The sequence below is a fragment of the Kosakonia beeri genome (assembly GCF_054165705.1).
Genome location: NZ_CM135106.1, coordinates 159,344 through 179,649, shown reverse-complemented (window position 1 = coordinate 179,649; position 20,306 = coordinate 159,344). Strand labels below are relative to the sequence as shown.

Here is a 20,306-nt window from a genome sequence, read left to right as displayed (position 1 = left end):
ATTTCGGGCATAAAAAAACCCGCCGCGCTGGCGGGTTTTTTATAACACACGGTTATTGCAGCAGGGAGATATCCGCTACCTGCAAGAACAACTCACGCAGTTTCGACAGCAAGGTCAAACGGTTGACCCGCACGTCTTTATCGTCGGCGTTAACCATTACCTGTTCGAAGAACTCATCGACCGGCTCACGCAGCGCTGCCAGCTCGATCAGCGCTTGCTGATAACGGCCCTCAGCGAAGAACGGCTGCAGCTTGTCGCGCAGTACAACGAGATTGCCCGCCAGCTTGATTTCCGCCGCTTCTTTCAGCACCGACGCGTGAACCATATCGTTCAGTGTCTCATCGGATTTCGCCAGAATGTTGGAAACACGCTTGTTGGCTGCCGCCAGCGCCGCGGCTTCTTCCAGCGTACGGAAGTGTGAAACCGCCTTCATGCGGGCATCGAAGTCCGCCGGTTTGGTCGGACGACGTGCCAGCACCGCCTGAATGGTATCAACGCTGTAACCTTCGTCCTGATACCAGGCGCGGAAACGGCCCAGCATAAAGTCGATTACATCGTCAGTCACTTTAGCGTTGGTCAGCTTGTCGCCGTACAGACGCACGGCTTCTTCGGTCAGGGTCTGCAGATCCAGCGCGAGGTTCTTCTCAACGATGATACGCAGCACGCCCAGCGCTGCACGGCGCAGTGCGAACGGATCTTTGTCGCCTTTCGGATGCTGACCAATACCAAAGATACCCGCTAGGGTGTCCATCTTATCGGCAATCGCCAGTGCGCAGGCAATTGGGTTTGATGGCAGGTCGTCGCCGGCAAAACGCGGCTGATACTGCTCGTTCAGTGCAACGGCCACATCTTCCGCTTCGCCGTCGTGACGCGCATAGTGCATACCCATCACGCCCTGGGTGTCGGTAAATTCAAACACCATATTGGTCATCAGGTCGCACTTGGAGAGCAGGCCCGCGCGGGTGGCATGGTTCACATCCGCGCCGATTTGCCCGGCGATCCAACCCGCCAGCGCCTGAATACGGTCAGTCTTGTCACGCAGCGTACCCAGTTGCTGCTGGAACAGCACGGTTTGCAGACGCGGCAGATGATCTTCAAGGCGTTTCTTGCGGTCGGTATTAAAGAAGAACTCGGCGTCCGCCAGACGCGGGCGCACCACTTTTTCGTTACCCGAGATGATTTGCGTCGGATCTTTCGACTCAATATTGGCCACGAAGATAAAGTGCGGCAGCAGTTTGCCGTCGTTATCATAAACCGGGAAGTACTTCTGATCGCCCTTCATGGTGTAAACCAGCGCTTCGGCTGGAACCGCGAGGAATTTCTCTTCAAATTTCGCAGTCAGCACCACTGGCCATTCTACCAGCGAGGTCACTTCTTCCAGCAGGCTGTCGCTCAGATCGGCATTACCGCCGATGTTGCGCGCCGCTTCTTCGGCATCCGCTTTGATTTTTGCTTTACGCGCCGCATAGTCAGCAACCACTTTGCCGCGCTCCAGCAGGATTTGCGGATACTGGTCTGCATTATCGATGGTGAACTCCGGCTCGCCCATAAAGCGATGGCCGCGGATCACGCGATCGGAACTGATACCCAGAATGTTGGCCGGCACAACAGCATCGCCCAACAGCAGGGTAACCGTATGCACAGGACGCACGAAATGCACGTCGGACGCGCCCCAGCGCATCAGTTTCGGTATCGGCAATTTGCCCAGCGCGGTTGCCACCATGTTCGGCAGCAGGGTTTCAACGCTTTCGCCCTTCACATGGGCACGGTACAGCAACCATTCGCCTTTGTCGGTGGTCAGACGTTCTGCCTGATCGACCGTGATCCCGCAACCGCGCGCCCAGCCTTCAGCCGCTTTGCTCGGTTTCCCTTCGGCATCAAATGCCTGGGCAATCGCCGGGCCGCGTTTTTCAACTTCGCGATCCGGTTGTGCGGCAGCCAGTTTCGCCACTTTCAGCGCCAGACGGCGCGGGGCGGCAAACCACTGAACATCGCCATGCGCGACGCCAGCCGCATCCAGTTCTGCGGTAAAGTTGGCAGCGAAGGACTCAGCCAGGCTGCGCAGTGCTTTTGGTGGCAGCTCTTCGGTGCCGATCTCCACCAGGAAAGTTTTCTCAGACATGGCCGCCTCTTATTTATTTCTGTTGCACATCGGGAAGCCAAGGGCTTCACGGGAAGCGTAGTACGCCTCAGCGACTGCTTTGGTCAGCGTGCGGATACGCAGAATGTAGCGCTGACGTTCCGTCACGGAGATGGCTTTGCGCGCATCCAGCAGGTTGAAGCTGTGGGCGGCCTTCAGAATGCGCTCGTAAGCAGGCAGCGGCAGCGGGTTTTCAAGCGCCAGCAGTTGCTGGGCTTCTTTTTCATACTGTTCAAAGCAGGTGAACAGGAAATCGACATCCGCATATTCGAAGTTGTAAGTGGACTGCTCCACTTCGTTCTGATGGAACACGTCGCCGTAGGTGGTTTTACCCAGCGGGCCGTCGCTCCAGACCAGGTCGTAAACGCTGTCTACACCCTGGATGTACATGGCCAGACGTTCCAGACCATAGGTGATTTCGCCGGTGACCGGTTTGCACTCCAGGCCGCCAACCTGCTGGAAGTAGGTGAACTGTGTGACTTCCATACCGTTGAGCCACACTTCCCAACCCAGCCCCCAGGCACCCAGCGTCGGGTTTTCCCAGTTATCTTCCACAAAGCGGATATCGTGGATTTCCGGGTCCATACCCAGCTCTTTCAGCGACCCGAGATACAGCTCCTGAATATTATCCGGAGAAGGTTTAATCACGACCTGGAACTGATAGTAGTGCTGTAAACGGTTCGGGTTTTCGCCATAACGACCGTCAGTCGGACGGCGGGAAGGCTGCACATACGCGGTCGCCATCGGTTCTGGCCCCAACGCGCGCAGGCAGGTCATCGGGTGAGAGGTGCCGGCGCCAACTTCCATGTCCAGAGGTTGAACAATGGTGCAGCCCTGACGAGCCCAGTAATCCTGTAAGGTCAGGATCAGGCCCTGGAAGGTCCTGGTATCAAACTTTTGCATATTATTTCGTGCTGGATACGTGTGGATTTAAAGGAAGCGCTCAGTATACCCGCTGACTGCAAGATATACAGTACGAAACGGATCTGTTTAGGGAAAATTGGGCAAAACAACGCGGATAAGACCGCCAACAACCCGATTAACGCATCGAAAGGTGTAAAAATTGGCCTTCTGTATCAAAAGCGCAGACAAAGGCTTCATGGCGGGGCGTGACACCACGCATTTCATAACTGCCCTGAAATTGCTCAAAACCGGTCACGTCAATCTGCTGTGCGCCCGTATTGTAACGCTGCGCCGCATTTTGCCGGCAGACCTGTTCCATAGAGAGCGTGTGCGACGGCCCAATTCTCGCCTTCTGCGCTTTTTGCGCTGGGTGTTCCGGTAAGGCACTGCAGCCGACCAACAGCAGCACGAGTACTGACGTAAGACACTTCATCATTTTTTTGTCACCGCCCTGTTCACGGGCTGTTATTTTTAAAAGAAGGCAGGAAACACAATTTTTGCAAATCTGTGGAAAACTGCACAAGCGTGAGCGGAAAAACTCAGAATTATCCAACGAGATGGCCCGAAAAATCGCGAGTCAGAGGATATTTACGGAAAACCAGAGGGACTGATGTCGTCGAAAATTTACTGGATAGATAATCTGCGAGGGATAGCCTGCTTAATGGTGGTGATGATCCATACTACGACCTGGTACATCACCAACCCGGCCAGCGTGACAACCTTTGACTGGGATGTCGCCAACATTTTGAATTCTGCTTCCCGTGTCAGCGTTCCGCTGTTTTTTATGATCTCCGGCTATCTCTTTTTCGGCGAACGCAGCGCACAGCCCCGTCATTTTTTACGCATCGCGCTGTGCCTGCTGTTTTACAGCGCCATCGCAATGCTCTACATCGTGCTGTTCACGTCGATTAACAGCGAATTATCGATAAGAAATCTGCTGCAAAAACCAGTGTTTTATCACCTGTGGTTTTTCTTTGCGATTATCGTCATTTACCTGGTTTCACCGCTGATCCAGGTGAAAGCGGTCAATGGCAAGATGTTGCTGGCGCTGATGGTGGTGCTGGGCATTGTGGCCAACCCCAATACCGTGCCGCAGAAGATGGGCGGATTTGAGTGGCTGCCGATTAATCTCTATATCGGCGGCGACACCTTTTACTACCTGCTGTATGGCATGCTGGGGCGTGCCCTTGGGATGATGGATACGCAAAAGCGTGCGCTGACATGGGGTTGCGCCGCGCTGTTTTTTGCCGCCGTGTTTATCATTTCTCGCGGCACCCTGCATGAATTGCAATGGCGCGGTAACTTCGCCGATACCTGGTATCTCTACTGTGGACCGATGGTTTTTCTGTGCGCGATTTCGCTGTTTACCTTCGTGAAAAACACGCTTAACAGCCGCAGCCTGCCAGGGCTGACGTTAATCTCGCATCACTCACTGGGTATTTACGGCTTTCACGCGTTGATTATCCATGCTTTACGCACCCGCGGCGTCGAGCTGCGGGCTTTGCCGCTGCTCGATATCGTATGGGTTTTTGCTGCCACGCTGCTGGCAAGCCTGGCGCTGTCGATGCTGGTGCAGCGCATCGACAGGCGGCGTTTTATCAGTTAAACGTTCGCGCCCGTGCCCGGTGCAACTGGCGAGGTGAAGAGAACCCGGCGGCAAACGCCGCCTGCTCGGCACCACGCCCCTGCAGTAGCCACTGTTCGGCTATTGCCAGCCTCAGTTGCTCAAGGTAGTCACGCACGCTAATGCCTAAATGCTGTTGAAAAAGACGCGTCAAATGGCGGGGGCTGACGTGCGCCCGCTCTGCGATATCCGCCAGTTGCCAGGCCCGCTGAGGATCCGCAGTCAGCGCATCCTGCGCCCGATGCACCGCCGGGTGCATATGGTTGCGGTAGCGCAGCCAGGGCGAAATTTGCGGATCGTCACCGGAACGACGGAACCACACCACCATTTCACGGGCCACTGCCAGCGCTGTCTCTGGCCCGCTGATGCGGTTAATCAAATGCAGCGCCAGGTCGATTCCCGACGTGATGCCAGCACTGGTCCAGATGCTGCGATCCTCAATAAAAATACGGTTCTCTTTAACCAGCGCGGCCGGAGCAACGCTTTTTAAACGGTTGATAACGTCATGGTGCGTGGTGCATTGAATACCGTTTAACAGTCCGGCTTTCGCCGCCAGCACGGAACCGGAACAGACGCACATCAAGGTAATTCGCTGGCTGTGAATGTGCGGTTGCAGGCGCATTAACCAGCGGCGCACTGCCTCCGCCTGCGGTGTATCGAACAGGCGCGAGGAGTCAAACACGCCTGGCAATACCAACAGGCTGCCCTCCGGCAGGGTGTCTGGCAGTGGCGCAATATTGCCCATCGTGAGGCCAATGGAGGTGGATACGTCGCTTTCAGGGCCGATGTAGTGCAGTCGGTACGCCTTCGCCAGCGCGAAGGTTTCCGCCGGGCCGGTCAAATCCAGCGCCAGTACACCCGGCAACATCACAAACCAGACATCAGTCGTCATCAAGATTCCAGAGTTTCATAAACGGTTTTAATGGCGGCGAAGCGGCCTTCCAGCACGGTTTCTGTGCGATGGCGCAGCGCGTGGCAGTCCAGCGTAACCCCTTTGTGGGTCATCGGGAAGGTCAGTGTTGCTTCGCTGACGAAGGTCACGCGGTAACCCAGATCTGACGCCACACGCGCCGTTGTTTCACAGCACTGCTCAGTACGCACACCACAAATGATCAGGTGATTGATATCGCGGCTACGCAGCCAGTAATCCAGCCCGGTATCGGTAAAGGCATTATGCACGTGTTTGTAAAAGGTGACGGCTGGCTGATGTTGCAGGAACGGCATCGGCGTGACAAAGCCGCTGTCCAGCGAGAACGGGCCGCTGTCGGCAACGTGGAAAATATCCACCACCGGTATGTCACGCGCCTGGCAGCCCTCAATCAGCGCCAAAATGGCCTGCTGAAACGCGGGAAAGTCACTCTCCTGCCAGTACTCGCGATGAAAGAAAGACTGCTGGGTGTCGATATTGATAAGGGCGGTGCGTGACATTTCAGGACTCCATGCTCAGTGGGTGTAAGGCTATTCTGGCAAGGAGTTAATGGGTTGCTAAGACCAAAAAAGGACAACATAAGGGTGAATCAGGCCCATCCACCAGGATGGGCCACAGAGGTTATGACATGAGGGGCACTAGCTGCTGGTAAATACGGCGGAACGTTTCACGCCGCGTAACGTAATGCGCATGGCGTGCGGCATCTGGCGCGTGTTGTTGCTCAAGGGCAAGCTGTGGTAACAACGTTGCCAGCGGCGTGTGTGGATGAACAGCAATTTGCGCCAGCCGCGCCGCGCCCAGCGCAGGGCCGACATCCCCCCCGGTGCGATAGTCGAGCTGCAATCCGCTGATATCTGCCAGCATTTGCCGCCACCAGGCGCTTCGCGCACCGCCGCCGATAAGGGTAATGCTCTGCGGTGTGACGCCGCAGGAATGCACCACATCCATACCGTCCGCCAGCGCGTAGCCAACCCCTTCCAGCACCGCGCGGGCCAGCTCCGGGCGCCCATGCTGATGCGTGAGGCCAAAGAACACCCCTTTGGCCTGCGGATTATTATGCGGGGTGCGTTCGCCAGACAGATAAGGCAAAAACCAGAGGTCTCCGGCGTTATCGTCTGCCTGTTGTGCGGCATCAATCAACGCCGGTACGGTATCCAGACCGGTGAGTTTCGCCGCCCAGTCCAGACAGGACGCCGCACTCAGCATCACCGACATCAAATGCCAGCGTCCCGGTAACGCGTGGCAAAAACTGTGCACCGCGCTTTCTGGTTTGCTGAGGAACCCTTCGCTGACGGCAAAATAGACGCCGGATGTACCGAGCGACAGCATAGCCTGCCCGGCATCAGCCATACCCACACCAACCGCACCAGCGGCATTATCGCCCCCGCCCGCGACCACCGGCACCACCGGCATCGACCAGCGCTGCGCCACTTCAGGCAGCAGTTCGCCGGTTATCTCGCTGCCTTCAAACAAGGCGGGCATGTGCGCGCGCGATAAGTTGCAGGCGGCGAGCATTTCGTCGCTCCAGTCACGCTTCGCCACATCCAGCCACATCGTTCCCGCTGCATCGGACATATCGCTGGCAAACACGCCAGACATCTTCAGTCGCAGAAAGTCTTTGGGCAGCAATACCTTCGCTACACGGGCAAAAATATCCGGCTCGTGGCGCTGCACCCACAGCAACTTGGGCGCAGTAAAACCGGGCATCATCAGATTCCCGGTTATCGCACGAGAGTTTTTCACCTGCGCTTCCAGCAACGTGCACTCTTCGCCGCAACGGCCGTCGTTCCACAGGATAGCCGGACGCAGCACGCGGTTTTCGCTATCCAGCAGCGTCGCGCCGTGCATCTGCCCGGCAAGACCAATGGCTTTAACCTGCGCGAGAGAGTGGGCTGCCGCCAGCGCTTGTACCGCGCTATCCGTCGCCTGCCACCACTGTTCGGGATCCTGCTCAGACCAGAGAGGATGCGGACGCGACACGCTGAGTTTCTCCGTATGGGAAGCCAGCACATCGCCCTGCTCGCTTAGCAGAATCGCCTTTACGCCAGAGGTGCCGAGATCGATCCCGATATACATAGTGACCACTCCTTTTGTTCTGCGCCGCGAAGCCTGCGGCGCAGCGCCGGTTATTTGTCGAACAGGTAGTAATTAACCAGGTTTTCCAGCTGTTCCTGATGACCGCTTTGATGCCGCGGCGCCAGGTTCTGCTGTTCAGCGTACTTCGCCAGCTCCGCAAGGCTAAGCTGCCCCTGCAAAATTTGCTGGCCCAGCTCACCATTCCAGCCGGCGTAACGCCGGGCGACACGTTTATCCAGCTCGCCATCTTCAACCATCCGCGCCGCCACTTTCAGCGCCAGCGCCATGGTGTCCATTGCCCCGATATGGCCATAGAAAAGATCGTACTTGTCGGTGCTCTGGCGACGCACTTTGGCGTCGAAGTTCAGCCCGCCGGTCGTGAAGCCGCCCGCTTTGATAATCTCGTACATCACCAGCGCATTTTCCTCCACGCTGTTGGGGAACTGGTCGGTGTCCCAGCCGAGCTGCGGGTCGCCACGGTTGGCGTCCACAGAGCCAAACAGCCCCAACGCAATGGCGGTGGCGATTTCATGGTGGAAAGAGTGCCCGGCAAGCGTGGCATGGTTAGCCTCGATATTCAGTTTAATCTCTTTCTCCAGACCAAACTGTTTCAGGAAGCCATACACATTCGCGGCATCGTAATCATACTGATGCTTGGTTGGCTCCTGCGGCTTGGGTTCAATCAGCAGCGTGCCACGAAAACCGATTTTGTGTTTGTGCTCAACCACCATGTGCATGAAGCGCCCAATCTGTTCGCGCTCCTGACGCAAATCGGTATTGAGCAGGGTTTCGTAGCCTTCGCGGCCGCCCCACAGCACATAGTTTTCGCCGCCGAGTTTATGGGTAGCATTCATTGCCGTGACCACCTGTGTGGCCGCCCAGCTGAACACTTCCGGATCGGGGTTGGTTGCTGCGCCTGCGCCGTAGCGCGGATTGGTGAAGCAGTTTGCCGTTCCCCACAATAGTTTCACGCCGCTTTGCTGCTGCTTTTCACCCAGCACATCTACCATTTGCGCAAAGTTGTTCAGGTACTCTTTCAGCGAAGCACCTTCTGGTGAGACATCCACATCATGAAAGCAATAAAAGGGCACATGCAGCTTATGGAAGAACTCAAAAGCGACATCCGCCTTACGTTTTGCCTGTGCCAGCGCCTCGCCAGGCTGCTGCCATGGACGGTCAAAAGAGCCGACGCCGAACATATCCGCGCCGTTCCAGCAGAACGTATGCCAGTAGCAAGCAGCAAAACGCAGGTGATCTTCCATACGCTTACCGAGCACTAACTCATCCGGATTGTAATGACGAAACGCTAAAGGGTTAGTGGTTTTCGGGCCTTCATAACGAACGCGATCCAGCTGGTCAAAATATGCTTGCATAATGAGCTCCATTGACAGATATGCGGCGAGTGTTCAAATCTGCAGTAATACTGGATCCTCGCCGGGCGTTGCTCAATTACGTTATTTCACACTGCCATTAAGAGAATGCGCAAACGTGCGCTGGCTCGCAAAATAATGACTTTCAGCGTTGCGTAGCGTCTTCCGATTTTTTATGCAAAATCGGTTTTGCTTTTTTTAAAATAAGATCGTGGTCATAAATCAGGAAATAAACCAAAAAACGTAATGCCCGGATAAAAATCTGTAATTGCCAGCCCAGGATTATGCGTTAAGAATTTGCTCGTTCAAAGCAGTGCATGTTTCTTTTATCTCGCCATTCACCCTACAAAAGGTATTACTATTATGAAGATAAAGAATCTTTGCCTTACTCTCTGCGCTTCCCTGCTGTTTGCCAGCGTCGCCAGCCATGCCAAAGAGGTGAAAATCGGCATGGCGATTGACGATCTCCGTCTTGAACGCTGGCAAAAAGATCGCGATATTTTTGTTAAAAAAGCCGAGTCGCTCGGCGCCAGTGTGTTTGTTCAGTCTGCTAACGGCAACGAAGAAACGCAGATGTCGCAAATTGAAAATATGATTAATCGCGGCGTTGATGTCCTGGTTATTATTCCTTACAACGGTCAGGTATTAAGTAATGTGGTAAAAGAAGCTAAGCAGGAAGGAATTAAAGTACTGGCTTATGATCGCATGATTAATAATGCCGACATTGATTTCTATATTTCTTTTGATAATGAAAAAGTCGGGGAATTACAGGCGCAAAGCCTTGTCAGTAAAGTCCCTCAGGGTAATTATTTCCTGATGGGCGGTTCACCAGTCGACAATAACGCCAAACTGTTCCGCGCCGGGCAAATGAAAGTGTTAAAACCCTATGTTGATAGCGGAAAAATTAAAATTGTTGGCGATCAGTGGGTCGATGGCTGGCTGCCTGAAAATGCGCTAAAAATCATGGAAAACGCCCTCACCGCTAACAATAACAAAATCGATGCCGTGGTCGCGTCGAATGATGCAACCGCTGGCGGCGCTATCCAGGCGCTGAGTGCACAGGGACTGGCCGGGAAGGTCGCTATCTCCGGCCAGGATGCCGATCTGGCCGGGGTGAAACGGCTGATTAACGGTAGCCAGACCATGACGGTCTACAAACCCATTACCCAACTGGCAAATACCGCTGCAGAGATTGCCGTCGAGCTGGGTAACGGCAAGCAACCCAAAGCAGATGCTTCCCTGAACAACGGGTTAAAAGACGTGCCTGCTCGCCTGCTGACGCCAATTGAAGTGACCAAAGACAACATTGACGCCACGGTCATCAAAGACGGTTTTCATCAGAAAAATCAGCTCTGAATACGGCGGCGCGCCCTTGCTTCATCGCGGCGCGCCTTCCGCCAATGCTTTCGGGCGCTGTTATACCAGCGGATAACGTGGAGCAGCCATGCCTTATTTACTCGAAATGAAGAACATCACCAAAGCGTTCGGCGCGGTCAAAGCCATTGATAACGTCAGCCTGCGCCTGAATGCTGGCGAAGTGTTGTCGTTGTGCGGCGAAAATGGGTCGGGCAAATCCACACTGATGAAAGTGCTGTGCGGGATCTATCCGGCAGGTAGTTATGAAGGGGAAATCGTCTTTTCGGGCGAAACGCTACAGGCCACGCATATCCGCGATACCGAGCGTAAAGGCATCGCTATCATCCATCAGGAGCTGGCCCTGGTGAAACATCTGACGGTACTGGAAAACATCTTCCTGGGCGCGGAAATTACCCGTCATGGCGTAATGGACTACGACCAGATGACGCTGCGCTGTGAAAAGCTGCTTAAGCAAGTCAGCCTGGCGATTTCGCCGGACACCCGCGTGGGCGATTTAGGTCTTGGGCAGCAGCAATTGGTGGAAATCGCCAAGGCGCTGAACAAGCAGGTACGCTTACTGATTCTTGATGAACCGACCGCCTCGCTGACGGAACAGGAAACCGCGATCCTGCTCGATATAATTCGCGATCTGCGCAACCACGATATTGCCTGTATTTATATCTCTCACAAACTCAATGAAGTCAAAGCGATATCCGACGTGATCAGCGTTATTCGCGACGGTTTGCATATAGGCACACGCGACGCCGCGGGAATGAGCGAAGACGACATTATCACCATGATGGTTGGCCGCGAACTGACGGCGCTGTACCCCAATGAACCGCACGAGACAGGCGACGAGATCCTGCGCGTTGAGCACCTTACTGCCTGGCATCCGGTAAACCGCCACATCAAGCGCGTTAACGATATCTCCTTCAGCCTCAAACGCGGGGAGATCCTCGGTATTGCCGGGCTGGTCGGTGCAGGCAGGACCGAAGCGGTACAGTGCCTGTTTGGTGTCTGGCCGGGGCGCTGGGAAGGCACCGTCTATCTGGACGGTAAGCCGGTACACATTGCTAACTGCCAGCAGGCGATTGCGCACGGCATTGCAATGGTGCCCGAGGATCGTAAAAAAGACGGCATTGTGCCCGTGATGGCGGTGGGTAAGAACATGACCCTGGCAGCGTTGGATCAGTTCACCGGGGCGTTCAGTAGCCTGGACGATGCCGCCGAGCAAGCCTGTATTTTGCAGTCACTGCAGCGTCTGAAGGTCAAAACCTCCTCGCCAGAACTGGCGATTGGCCGCCTGAGCGGCGGTAATCAGCAGAAGGCGATTCTCGCCCGCTGCCTGCTGCTCAATCCGCGCATTCTGATCCTTGATGAGCCGACACGCGGCATCGATATTGGCGCCAAGTACGAAATCTACAAACTGATCAATCAACTGGTACAGCAAGGGATTGCGGTCATTGTTATCTCATCCGAACTGCCTGAAGTGTTGGGCTTAAGCGACCGGGTGCTGGTGATGCACGAAGGCAGGCTAAAAGCCGATCTTATCAATCGTAATCTGACCCAGGAGCAGGTCATGGAAGCGGCGCTGAGGAGCGAACATCATGTCGAAAAGCAACCCGTCTGAAATCAAGTTATCCAGCGCAACGCCGGGAGCATTCTCCGGGCTGAAGTCGCTCAATCTGCAAGTGTTTGTGATGATTGCAGCCATCGTGGTGATTATGCTGTTTTTTACCGGCATGACAGATGGCGCCTATCTGAGCGCGCGTAATATCTCCAACCTGCTGCGCCAGACTGCCATTACTGGCATCCTCGCCGTGGGAATGGTGTTTGTGATCATCTCCGCCGAAATTGACCTTTCTGTTGGCTCAATGATGGGCCTGTTGGGCGGCGCGGCGGCGATTTTCGATGTCTGGCTCGGCTGGCCGCTGCCGCTCACAGTGGCGGTCACGCTGGTGCTGGGCTTAGTGCTGGGCGCCTGGAATGGCTGGTGGGTGGCCTATCGCAAAGTCCCGTCGTTTATTGTGACTCTTGCCGGGATGCTGGCCTTCCGCGGGGTATTGATCGGCATCACCAACGGCACGACGGTGTCGCCCACCAGCGCGGCAATGTCGCAGATTGGCCAAAGTTACTTGCCCGACGGCATCGGTTTCGGCGTGGGGGTACTGGGGCTGGCGGCATTTGTGTTATGGCAATGGCGAGGCCGTTTGCGTCGCCAGTCGCTCGGGCTGGCAACATCCTCTTCGGGCACGGCGGTAGGTCGTCAGGCGATTATTGCAGTGATTGTACTGGGCGCCATCTGGTTGCTTAATGATTATCGCGGTGTGCCCACACCCGTGCTGCTGCTGGCTTTTTTGCTGCTGGCCGGAATGTTTATGGCTACCCGCACCGCCTTTGGCCGGCGTATTTATGCGATTGGCGGCAATGTTGATGCCGCACGCCTGTCTGGCATCAACGTTGAGCGCACCAAACTGGCGGTATTCGCCATTAATGGCCTGATGGTGGCGATTGCCGGCTTGATCCTCAGTTCGCGCCTTGGTGCGGGCTCACCGTCGGCGGGGAATATTGCCGAACTGGATGCCATTGCCGCCTGCGTGATTGGCGGCACCAGCCTCGCCGGAGGAATCGGCAGTGTTGCCGGTGCGGTAATGGGGGCATTTATTATGGCTTCGCTGGATAACGGCATGAGCATGATGGACGTGCCGACGTTCTGGCAGTACATCGTTAAAGGTGCCATTTTGCTGCTGGCGGTGTGGATGGATTCAGCAACCAAACGCCGGGCCTGAATAACGTGATCGCAGCGACGATCACACTGCCAGCGCTTTTTTATCCGGCCACAGGCTGAATATGGTAATCAGAACAGACGACTCATCAGGAAGCGAATCGATATGTTTGAGAAGCGCCATCGCATCACGTTGTTATTCAACGCCAATAAAGCCTACGACCGTCAGGTCGTTGAGGGGGTTGGTGAATATTTGCAGGCGTCACAATCGGAGTGGGACATCTTTATAGAAGAAGATTTTCGCGCCCGTATTGAAAACATCAAAGAGTGGCTTGGCGATGGGGTGATTGCCGATTATGACGACCGGGATATCGAGCGTCTGCTGGTAGATGTCGACGTGCCGATCGTCGGCGTTGGCGGCTCTTACCACACGCCAGAACACTACCCTCCCGTTCATTACATCGCCACCGACAACTATGCGCTGGTAGAGAGTGCCTTTCTGCATTTGAAAGAGAAAGGCGTTCACCGCTTTGCGTTTTACGGCTTACCCGCTTCCAGCGGTAAGCGATGGGCGGCCGAGCGTGAATATGCGTTCTGCCAGCTGGTGGCGCAGGAGAAATACCGTGGCGTGGTCTACCAGGGTCTGACAACCGCGCCAGAGAACTGGCAACATGCGCAAAACCGTCTGGCGGACTGGCTGCAAACGCTGCCGCCGCAGACTGGCATTATTGCGGTCACTGATGCGCGTGCACGTCACGTACTGCAAGTGTGCGACCATCTGCATATTCCAGTGCCGGAAAAATTGTGCGTCATTGGCATTGATAACGAAGAACTGACCCGTTATCTGTCGCGGGTGGCGCTCTCCTCTGTGGCGCAGGGAACCCGGCAGATGGGTTACCAGGCGGCGAAGCTGCTGCACCGGCTACTGGATAACGAAACCCTGCCGCTTCAGCGGCTGCTGGTGCCGCCCGTGCGTGTTGTGGCACGGCGCTCCACTGATTACCGTTCTCTGAACGATCCGGCGGTTATCCAGGCCATGCACTATATCCGTAACCATGCCTGCAAAGGCATCAAGGTCGATCAGGTGCTGGATGCCGTGGGGATCTCACGATCTAATCTGGAAAAACGCTTCAAGGAAGAAGTCGGAGAGACAATTCACTCAATGATCCATGCTGAAAAGCTGGAAAAAGCCAGAAGTTTGTTGATCTCAACCTCACTGTCGATCAATGAGATTTCACAAATGTGCGGTTACCCGTCTCTGCAATATTTCTATTCGGTATTCCGCAAGGAATACGACAGCACCCCAAAAGATTACCGCGACCGCTACAGCGAGATCCTTATTTAACGCACTTTTAATGCATATAGAAAAACGCCTTCCGGATGGAAGGCGTTTAATGCATTACATATGAGAGGCAATTAACTGCCGGTTGTCCTGATACATGGCAAACAGGTAGTTGTTGTAACTCGTGCCACGGGTTGAGTAACCCTGCAGCTTATGGATCATATTGGTCGCCGTCACTTCCTGATCCGCCTTACGCAACTGCGCGCGCGACTTACGGAAAGAGGCATACGCTGAATGCGTGTTCAGGTTGGTCACATAGGCGTCTACTGACTCCTGTACCGACTCAAAGTGAGAGTAACCTTTCACTTTGCCTGCGCCATTCTTACATGCCCCTTTGGCACACTTCATACCAAACAGGTTATTATTAGAACGCGCCAGCTTCGAGGTTCCCCAACCACTTTCCGCTGCCGCCATCGTCGCCACCATGCTGTCCGGGATGATGTCCACTCGCTCCAGCAGCGCATTCCAGGGAATACGACGCGTATTCCCGGACCAGCTTACTTTATAACGTTTGGACAACTCCTTCAGACGCGTGCGTTCGGCAGGCGACCACTGGCTGTCGTATTGTTTGCTAAGCAACCAGTTACGCTCGGCGGTAATCGCTGAGTTTTTACTGGTGATATAAGGCATTACCGTCCGGAGAAACGCTTTTTTCCTTGGGGTTCCGGAAGGGTATTTTCGCAAATCAGGAAGTGAACTACTTTTTACACTATTGCGAGAATACTCTTGTTTACTGCTTGCCTGTTTTTTTACGCTTGCCTTAGTGACGTGGGCTTTGTGACTCGCTGTTTCTGTTGTGTGCGTCTTTGCCAGCACCCCACCCGAAAATATAAGGGTGAAAAACATGAGTATCGTCGCCCCAGGTCGTCGCATGGGTATCGATATCATTAAGTCTCCTGGTCGGATGTAAACATTCCAACACCTTCTTTTTTGCCTAATTTTGAGAGCTGAATCTCAAATCATAACAAAAATAGCCTGCAAGAGCACGTACAGAAATAATCCAATTCTGAAACCATGTCACGAGTAAACTGCATAAAAAACGGACAATATCCCGTAATTGTGGCGTTTATCGCAGATCCGGGACCCATTTGTGCGCGCGATCGCTCCCCCCTAAGACTCCTCCCTGGCGATAACCCGCACAGGAGGAGTTGCCCACGTGACGAGGATGGCACACTGGCGCACATCGCCATCACCGAGGCTCCCCATGAAACACGCCACATTAGCCCTTCTCTTTTTGCCCACGCTTGCGCTCGCCGACTGGACCGCCAGCGGCTTTCCCGCTCTCACTAACGACGGAACCGGCCTGTGGCGGAGCGAAACCACGCTGAAAAAGGGCAGCGTGCCGCTGGTCTTTAAAGAGGGAGAGCAGTGCTGGCAACCCGCAGAGAGCGTAAAACTGAATCAGATGCTGTCACTGGTCCCTTGTACAGGAAGCGCCGCACAGTGGCGGGTTTTCCGCGATGGTGACTACCAGTTACAGATTGATACCCGTTCGGGCACACCGACTCTGATGCTGAGTGTGAAAAGCGAGTCGGTAGCTACGCCAGCGGCGACGGTACGCCAGTGCCCGGTGCGCAATAATACGCCGCTCACGGTGCCAGTCGGCGACACGTTTCCGGAAGGCAGCGTGGTGAGGGACTTCTACAGCAAGCAGACCGCAACCGTGCGCGGAGGCAATATCACCCTGCAACCTGCGGCGAACAGCAAGGGGTTATTGCTGCTTGAATCTGCACAAACCACGAAGCCTGCGGCATTTCAGTGGCACAACGCCACTGTCTATTTTGTCCTCACCGACCGTTATGTGAATGGCGATCCGTACAATGACAACAGTTATGGCCGACACAAAGACGGTATGCAGGAGATCGGCACCTTTCACGGCGGCGATCTAAAAGGGTTAACCAGCAAACTGGACTACCTGCAACAGCTGGGCGTTAACGCACTGTGGATTAGCTCGCCGCTGGAGCAAATCCACGGTTGGGTTGGCGGCGGTACGAAGGGCGACTTTCCGCATTATGCGTACCACGGCTATTACCCCATGGACTGGACGCGCCTCGACGCCAATATGGGAACGGAGGACGAGCTACATACGCTGGTGGATGAAGCCCACCGACGGGGCATTCGTGTGCTGTTTGACGTGGTAATGAATCACACTGGCTACGCGACGCTAGCGGATATGCAAACTTACCAGTTTGGCGCGCTGTACCTGAAAGAAAACGAGCGCGAGAAGCTGCTGGGCAAACACTGGACCGACTGGCGGCCCGCCGCTGGCCAGAGCTGGCACAGTTTTAATGATTACATCAACTTCAGCGATAAAACCGCATGGCAAAACTGGTGGGGCAAAAAATGGATCCGTACCGATATTGGCGACTATGACAATCCAGGTTTTGACGATCTGACGCTGTCGCTGGCCTTCCTGCCGGATTTGAAAACCGAGTCTACTACCGCCTCCGGGCTGCCGCTGTTTTACCGCCATAAAGCGGATACTCGCGCAAAGGAGATGCGCGGTTATACGCCACGGGATTACCTCACGCACTGGCTGAGTCAGTGGGTACGCGAGTATGGCATTGACGGTTTTCGCGTCGATACCGCTAAACACGTTGAACTGGCGGCCTGGCAGCAGCTTAAAGATCAGGCGACACAGGCGCTGGCCGCGTGGAAGCAGGCCAATCCCCAGAAAAAAATCGATGATTCCCCCTTCTGGATGACCGGCGAATCCTGGGGCCACGGCGTCATGCAAAGTGAATATTACCGCCACGGTTTTGATGCGATGATCAATTTTGATTATCAGCAGCAGGCGGCCAGCGCTGTGCCATGCCTGGCGAATATGGATGCCGTCTGGCAGCAAATGGCTGACAAGTTGCAGAATTTTAACGCCCTGAGTTATCTCTCTTCGCACGACACTCGCCTGTTCCGTGAAGGGGGTCAACAGGCGGCGGAATTGCTGCTGCTTGCGCCTGGTGCGGTCCAAATCTTTTATGGCGATGAGTCCGTCCGTCCCTTTGGCCCCACGGGATCGGATCCGCTTCAGGGTACGCGATCGGATATGAACTGGCAGGATCTGAATGGCAGCGCAGCACAGAACCTGCGTCACTGGCAAACGCTGGGCCAGTTCCGCGCACGTCATCCTGCACTTGGCGCGGGTAAGCAGACGACGCTCACATTACCGCAGGGTTATGGATTCAAACGCCAGTGGGGCGATGACAAGGTCATTGTCGTCTGGGCCGGGCGTGATCCGCAGTGAGCCGCTCGCTCACATCAGTATATAACGCCATATAAGTGTAAATTTTAAGAATAAAACGCGATTATTTGCGCCGAACGGTGATTTGCACCCTGCTTCGCAGAGCGCTATGGTTAGCCACTTTGAACAGTAGCCCGGCAGAACAGTAGCGATGACATTTTCACTTTTCGGCGACAAATTCACCCGCCATGCAGGCATTACACGCCTGATGGAGGATCTCAACGACGGTTTACGTACCCCTGGTGCCATCATGCTTGGCGGTGGCAACCCGGCGCAAATTCCCGCCATGACTGATTACTTCCACAACCTGCTGGCAGAGATGGTAGAAAACGGCAAAGCGACTGATGCGCTGTGTAATTATGACGGCCCACAGGGTAAAACCGAGCTACTGACCGCGCTGGCAGGTATGCTGCGTGAAGAACTGGGTTGGGATATTGAGCCACAGAATATTGCACTGACAAACGGCAGTCAGAGTGCGTTTTTCTACTTGTTCAATCTGTTTGCAGGCCGCCGCGCCGATGGCAGCACCCGTAAGGTATTGTTCCCGCTGGCGCCAGAGTATATCGGCTATGCGGACTCCGGCCTGGAAGAGGATCTGTTTGTTTCCGCGCGCCCGAATATTGAGCTACTGCCGGACGGCCAGTTCAAATATCACGTCGATTTTGAACATCTGCACATTGGTGAAGAGACGGGGATGATTTGCGTCTCGCGCCCGACCAACCCCACCGGCAACGTTATCACCGATGAAGAACTGATGAAGCTGGATGTGCTGGCCAATCAACACAACATTCCGCTGGTGATCGATAACGCGTATGGCGTGCCTTTCCCGGGGATTATCTTCAGTGAAGCGCGCCCGCTGTGGAACCCGAATATTATTTTGTGTATGAGCCTGTCGAAGCTGGGCCTGCCAGGCAGCCGCTGCGGCATCATTATTGCCAATGAAAAAGTGATCTCCGCTATTCGTAATATGAACGGCATTATCAGCCTTGCGCCTGGCGGTATTGGACCGGCAATGATGTGTGAAATGATCAAGCGTAAAGACCTGCTGCGGCTGTCGCAGGAGGTCATCAAGCCCTTTTACTATCAACGGGTGCAGGAAACCATTGCCACGCTGCGCCGTTATTTGCCGGAAGAACGCTGCCTGATCCATAAACCCGAGGGCGCTATCTTCCTGTGGTTGTGGTTTAAGGATTTACCTATCAGCACTGAATTGCTGTACCAACGACTCAAGAAACGCGGGGTGTTAATGGTACCTGGCGATTATTTCTTCCCCGGCCTGGATAAACCCTGGCCGCACACACACCAGTGCATGCGCATGAACTATGTGCCTGACCCCTCGCTTATTGAACAAGGGGTGAGAATTCTCGCTGAAGAAGTCGAAAAGGCCTGGCAAGAAAACTAACACCACACGCCTTATTTAACGCCCTCCAGCCAGGGGGCGTTTTCGCTGCGTATTAATCTGGCCACGCACAATATATTTTTCCACGCTTATATTTCTTCAGAAAACGATGAATCGCTCAGTTTATTTATGGAAGTTATTTCCATCTGGCTGCGCCGATTAACGCAACCTTCAGAAACCTAATACTATTAGGGTTTAATCGTTAGCGTGCTACGATAGGTTATTGAAATGAATATATTTTATATTGCTTTGCGTTATTTTTAAGAATAATCACATTTTTCACTTTTTCCTGCCATTATTCATCAGGCCATATGGCTGGTCTTAAAAAGCGACATACACTGATTAATACATCCCTGCCGTTTTATTCAGTGGAGCATCATCATGGCGACGAACGCATTTCTCGCCCTCAATACCCTGGCAACGGAATAACGACAGCATCGTTGCCGTTATTTGCTCTCTCATACCTCCAACACCAGCGAAACCAAGCCCCCGAATGGTTGGGCGGCGAACAGTGATAAACAGATCTGGCGTTACCCTTCGGTGCCCCCACAAGGGGCACTGTTTCACTGCCATTACAGGTGCGATAAGGTCCGCCACAATACTTATAACTAAAACAGGGACTTATAAAGAGAGACTACGCAAGCGCGCTTCTCGCAGAAGCAGCGGATTGATACAACTCAGCGCCGACGTCGGGCAGGCTTCAACGCAGGCCGGGCCCGTCTCACGGTGCTGGCAGAGATCGCATTTCAGTGCCTGTGCCCCGGTGACCTGCATTGCGCCGAATGGGCAGGCGATCATACAGCTCTTACAGCCGATACAACGAGATTGTTCGACATGTATCGCCCCTTCCGCACGACGAATTGCACCGACCGGGCAGACATTGGCACAGGGCGCATCTTCACAGTGATGGCAGGTGACTGCGGTAGAAAATGCCCCGGTTTTCACCACACGAATACGGGCAGTAAACGTGGAAGGTGTGACCCCGGAGCAGTCCTGGTTGTCTTCATGGGAAACAACGCAGGCCACTTCGCAGGTCCGGCAGCCGATGCATCGGCTAGAGTCTGCGACAATAAAATGGTTCATTTTCCACTCCGGCAGGCGAAAAAAGCCAAGGGTGCCAGAAAACAGGATGACAGTGCTTTGATCGCAACCGGGAAAAAGGCCAGATTTGTCATTTGCATAAACCTATCTGGCGCTTTGCCTTA

At 54.6% G+C, this 20,306-nt stretch carries 16 protein-coding genes; 7 read left to right on the top strand and 9 right to left on the bottom strand.

Translation table 11 applies throughout. From position 1 onward, the window contains the following. Positions 1–52: 52 nt before the first annotated feature. From glyS to ACUY4S_RS00840, 3 genes are all read right to left on the bottom strand, one after another. The gene (gene glyS, locus ACUY4S_RS00850) at positions 53–2,122 is read right to left on the bottom strand and encodes a glycine--tRNA ligase subunit beta (RefSeq protein WP_458022970.1); all 2,070 of its coding nucleotides are present in this window, start codon (positions 2,120–2,122) and stop codon (positions 53–55) included. 9 nt (positions 2,123–2,131) lie between these two features. Continuing rightward, positions 2,132–3,043 (bottom strand): glycine--tRNA ligase subunit alpha, encoded by a 912-nt coding sequence (glyQ, locus tag ACUY4S_RS00845; RefSeq protein WP_312690077.1) that lies wholly within the window; start codon positions 3,041–3,043, stop codon positions 2,132–2,134. 136 nt (positions 3,044–3,179) lie between these two features. Further along, positions 3,180–3,479, bottom strand: a complete 300-nt coding sequence (locus ACUY4S_RS00840; protein WP_312690078.1) for a YsaB family lipoprotein — start codon at positions 3,477–3,479, stop codon at positions 3,180–3,182. Positions 3,480–3,653: 174 nt separating this feature from the next. Between ACUY4S_RS00840 and ACUY4S_RS00835 the strand changes: the two genes are divergently transcribed. After that, positions 3,654–4,649 (top strand): acyltransferase, encoded by a 996-nt coding sequence (locus ACUY4S_RS00835; RefSeq protein ID WP_458022971.1) that lies wholly within the window; start codon positions 3,654–3,656, stop codon positions 4,647–4,649. Here ACUY4S_RS00835 and ACUY4S_RS00830 read toward each other — a convergent pair. The 4 genes from ACUY4S_RS00830 to xylA all read right to left on the bottom strand — a co-directional run bounded on the left by ACUY4S_RS00830 (position 4,642) and on the right by xylA (position 9,044). Continuing rightward, positions 4,642–5,559 carry a GlxA family transcriptional regulator gene (locus tag ACUY4S_RS00830; protein ID WP_312690080.1) on the bottom strand — a complete coding sequence of 306 codons (918 nt, stop codon included), beginning with the start codon at positions 5,557–5,559 and terminating at the stop codon, positions 4,642–4,644. The genes ACUY4S_RS00835 and ACUY4S_RS00830 overlap by 8 nt on opposite strands. Next, complete coding sequence (locus ACUY4S_RS00825) at positions 5,559–6,095, bottom strand: isochorismatase family protein (protein ID WP_458022972.1); 537 nt, start codon at positions 6,093–6,095, stop codon at positions 5,559–5,561. The genes ACUY4S_RS00830 and ACUY4S_RS00825 overlap by 1 nt, the downstream gene beginning before the upstream one ends. A gap of 121 nt (positions 6,096–6,216) precedes the next feature. Next, positions 6,217–7,671 carry a xylulokinase gene (gene xylB, locus ACUY4S_RS00820; protein ID WP_458022973.1) on the bottom strand — a complete coding sequence of 485 codons (1,455 nt, stop codon included), beginning with the start codon at positions 7,669–7,671 and terminating at the stop codon, positions 6,217–6,219. Positions 7,672–7,721: 50 nt separating this feature from the next. Beyond that, positions 7,722–9,044, bottom strand: a complete 1,323-nt coding sequence (gene xylA, locus ACUY4S_RS00815) for a xylose isomerase (RefSeq protein ID WP_458022974.1) — start codon at positions 9,042–9,044, stop codon at positions 7,722–7,724. Positions 9,045–9,404: 360 nt separating this feature from the next. Here xylA and xylF point away from each other — a divergent pair, with 360 nt between their 5' ends. The 4 genes from xylF to xylR all read left to right on the top strand — a co-directional run bounded on the left by xylF (position 9,405) and on the right by xylR (position 14,467). Next, positions 9,405–10,397, top strand: a complete 993-nt coding sequence (gene xylF / locus ACUY4S_RS00810) for a D-xylose ABC transporter substrate-binding protein (RefSeq protein WP_312690087.1) — start codon at positions 9,405–9,407, stop codon at positions 10,395–10,397. Between the two features lie 88 nt (positions 10,398–10,485). Further along, the gene (locus ACUY4S_RS00805) at positions 10,486–12,027 is read left to right on the top strand and encodes a xylose ABC transporter ATP-binding protein (protein ID WP_312690089.1); all 1,542 of its coding nucleotides are present in this window, start codon (positions 10,486–10,488) and stop codon (positions 12,025–12,027) included. Next, positions 12,005–13,186, top strand: a complete 1,182-nt coding sequence (gene xylH / locus ACUY4S_RS00800) for a xylose ABC transporter permease XylH (RefSeq protein ID WP_312690091.1) — start codon at positions 12,005–12,007, stop codon at positions 13,184–13,186. Before ACUY4S_RS00805 ends, xylH begins: the two co-directional genes overlap by 23 nt. Before the next feature lie 102 nt (positions 13,187–13,288). Beyond that, positions 13,289–14,467, top strand: coding sequence for a D-xylose utilization transcriptional activator XylR (gene xylR / locus ACUY4S_RS00795; RefSeq protein ID WP_312690093.1), 1,179 nt, complete (start codon positions 13,289–13,291; stop codon positions 14,465–14,467). Positions 14,468–14,521: 54 nt separating this feature from the next. On the opposite strand, the gene ACUY4S_RS00790 is transcribed toward xylR, so the two are convergent. Continuing rightward, positions 14,522–15,352: a protein bax gene (locus tag ACUY4S_RS00790; RefSeq protein WP_458022975.1), complete on the bottom strand. Its 831-nt coding sequence runs from the start codon at positions 15,350–15,352 to the stop codon at positions 14,522–14,524. A gap of 316 nt (positions 15,353–15,668) precedes the next feature. Here ACUY4S_RS00790 and ACUY4S_RS00785 point away from each other — a divergent pair, with 316 nt between their 5' ends. Beyond that, positions 15,669–17,705 carry an alpha-amylase gene (locus ACUY4S_RS00785; RefSeq protein WP_458022976.1) on the top strand — a complete coding sequence of 679 codons (2,037 nt, stop codon included), beginning with the start codon at positions 15,669–15,671 and terminating at the stop codon, positions 17,703–17,705. A 148-nt stretch (positions 17,706–17,853) separates the two neighbouring features. Then, positions 17,854–19,104 carry a valine--pyruvate transaminase gene (gene avtA, locus ACUY4S_RS00780; protein ID WP_458022977.1) on the top strand — a complete coding sequence of 417 codons (1,251 nt, stop codon included), beginning with the start codon at positions 17,854–17,856 and terminating at the stop codon, positions 19,102–19,104. A gap of 618 nt (positions 19,105–19,722) precedes the next feature. On the opposite strand, the gene ACUY4S_RS00775 is transcribed toward avtA, so the two are convergent. Next, positions 19,723–20,184 (bottom strand): 4Fe-4S dicluster domain-containing protein, encoded by a 462-nt coding sequence (locus ACUY4S_RS00775; RefSeq protein ID WP_458022978.1) that lies wholly within the window; start codon positions 20,182–20,184, stop codon positions 19,723–19,725. Between the last annotated feature and the right edge of the window lie 122 nt (positions 20,185–20,306).

Excerpts from the sequence above, each read along its gene's own strand:
- ACUY4S_RS00840 (WP_312690078.1), bottom strand. The coding sequence starts at position 3,479 with ATGATGAAGTGTCTTACGTCAGTACTCGTGCTGCTGTTGGTCGGCTGC.
- xylF (WP_312690087.1), top strand. The coding sequence starts at position 9,405 with ATGAAGATAAAGAATCTTTGCCTTACTCTCTGCGCTTCCCTGCTGTTT.
- xylA (WP_458022974.1), bottom strand. The coding sequence starts at position 9,044 with ATGCAAGCATATTTTGACCAGCTGGATCGCGTTCGTTATGAAGGCCCG.
- glyS (WP_458022970.1), bottom strand. The coding sequence starts at position 2,122 with ATGTCTGAGAAAACTTTCCTGGTGGAGATCGGCACCGAAGAGCTGCCA.
- ACUY4S_RS00775 (WP_458022978.1), bottom strand. The coding sequence starts at position 20,184 with ATGAACCATTTTATTGTCGCAGACTCTAGCCGATGCATCGGCTGCCGG.
- xylH (WP_312690091.1), top strand. The coding sequence starts at position 12,005 with ATGTCGAAAAGCAACCCGTCTGAAATCAAGTTATCCAGCGCAACGCCG.
- xylR (WP_312690093.1), top strand. The coding sequence starts at position 13,289 with ATGTTTGAGAAGCGCCATCGCATCACGTTGTTATTCAACGCCAATAAA.
- ACUY4S_RS00825 (WP_458022972.1), bottom strand. The coding sequence starts at position 6,095 with ATGTCACGCACCGCCCTTATCAATATCGACACCCAGCAGTCTTTCTTT.
- avtA (WP_458022977.1), top strand. The coding sequence starts at position 17,854 with ATGACATTTTCACTTTTCGGCGACAAATTCACCCGCCATGCAGGCATT.
- xylB (WP_458022973.1), bottom strand. The coding sequence starts at position 7,671 with ATGTATATCGGGATCGATCTCGGCACCTCTGGCGTAAAGGCGATTCTG.
- ACUY4S_RS00785 (WP_458022976.1), top strand. The coding sequence starts at position 15,669 with ATGAAACACGCCACATTAGCCCTTCTCTTTTTGCCCACGCTTGCGCTC.
- ACUY4S_RS00830 (WP_312690080.1), bottom strand. The coding sequence starts at position 5,559 with ATGACGACTGATGTCTGGTTTGTGATGTTGCCGGGTGTACTGGCGCTG.
- ACUY4S_RS00790 (WP_458022975.1), bottom strand. The coding sequence starts at position 15,352 with ATGATATCGATACCCATGCGACGACCTGGGGCGACGATACTCATGTTT.
- glyQ (WP_312690077.1), bottom strand. The coding sequence starts at position 3,043 with ATGCAAAAGTTTGATACCAGGACCTTCCAGGGCCTGATCCTGACCTTA.
- ACUY4S_RS00835 (WP_458022971.1), top strand. The coding sequence starts at position 3,654 with ATGTCGTCGAAAATTTACTGGATAGATAATCTGCGAGGGATAGCCTGC.
- ACUY4S_RS00805 (WP_312690089.1), top strand. The coding sequence starts at position 10,486 with ATGCCTTATTTACTCGAAATGAAGAACATCACCAAAGCGTTCGGCGCG.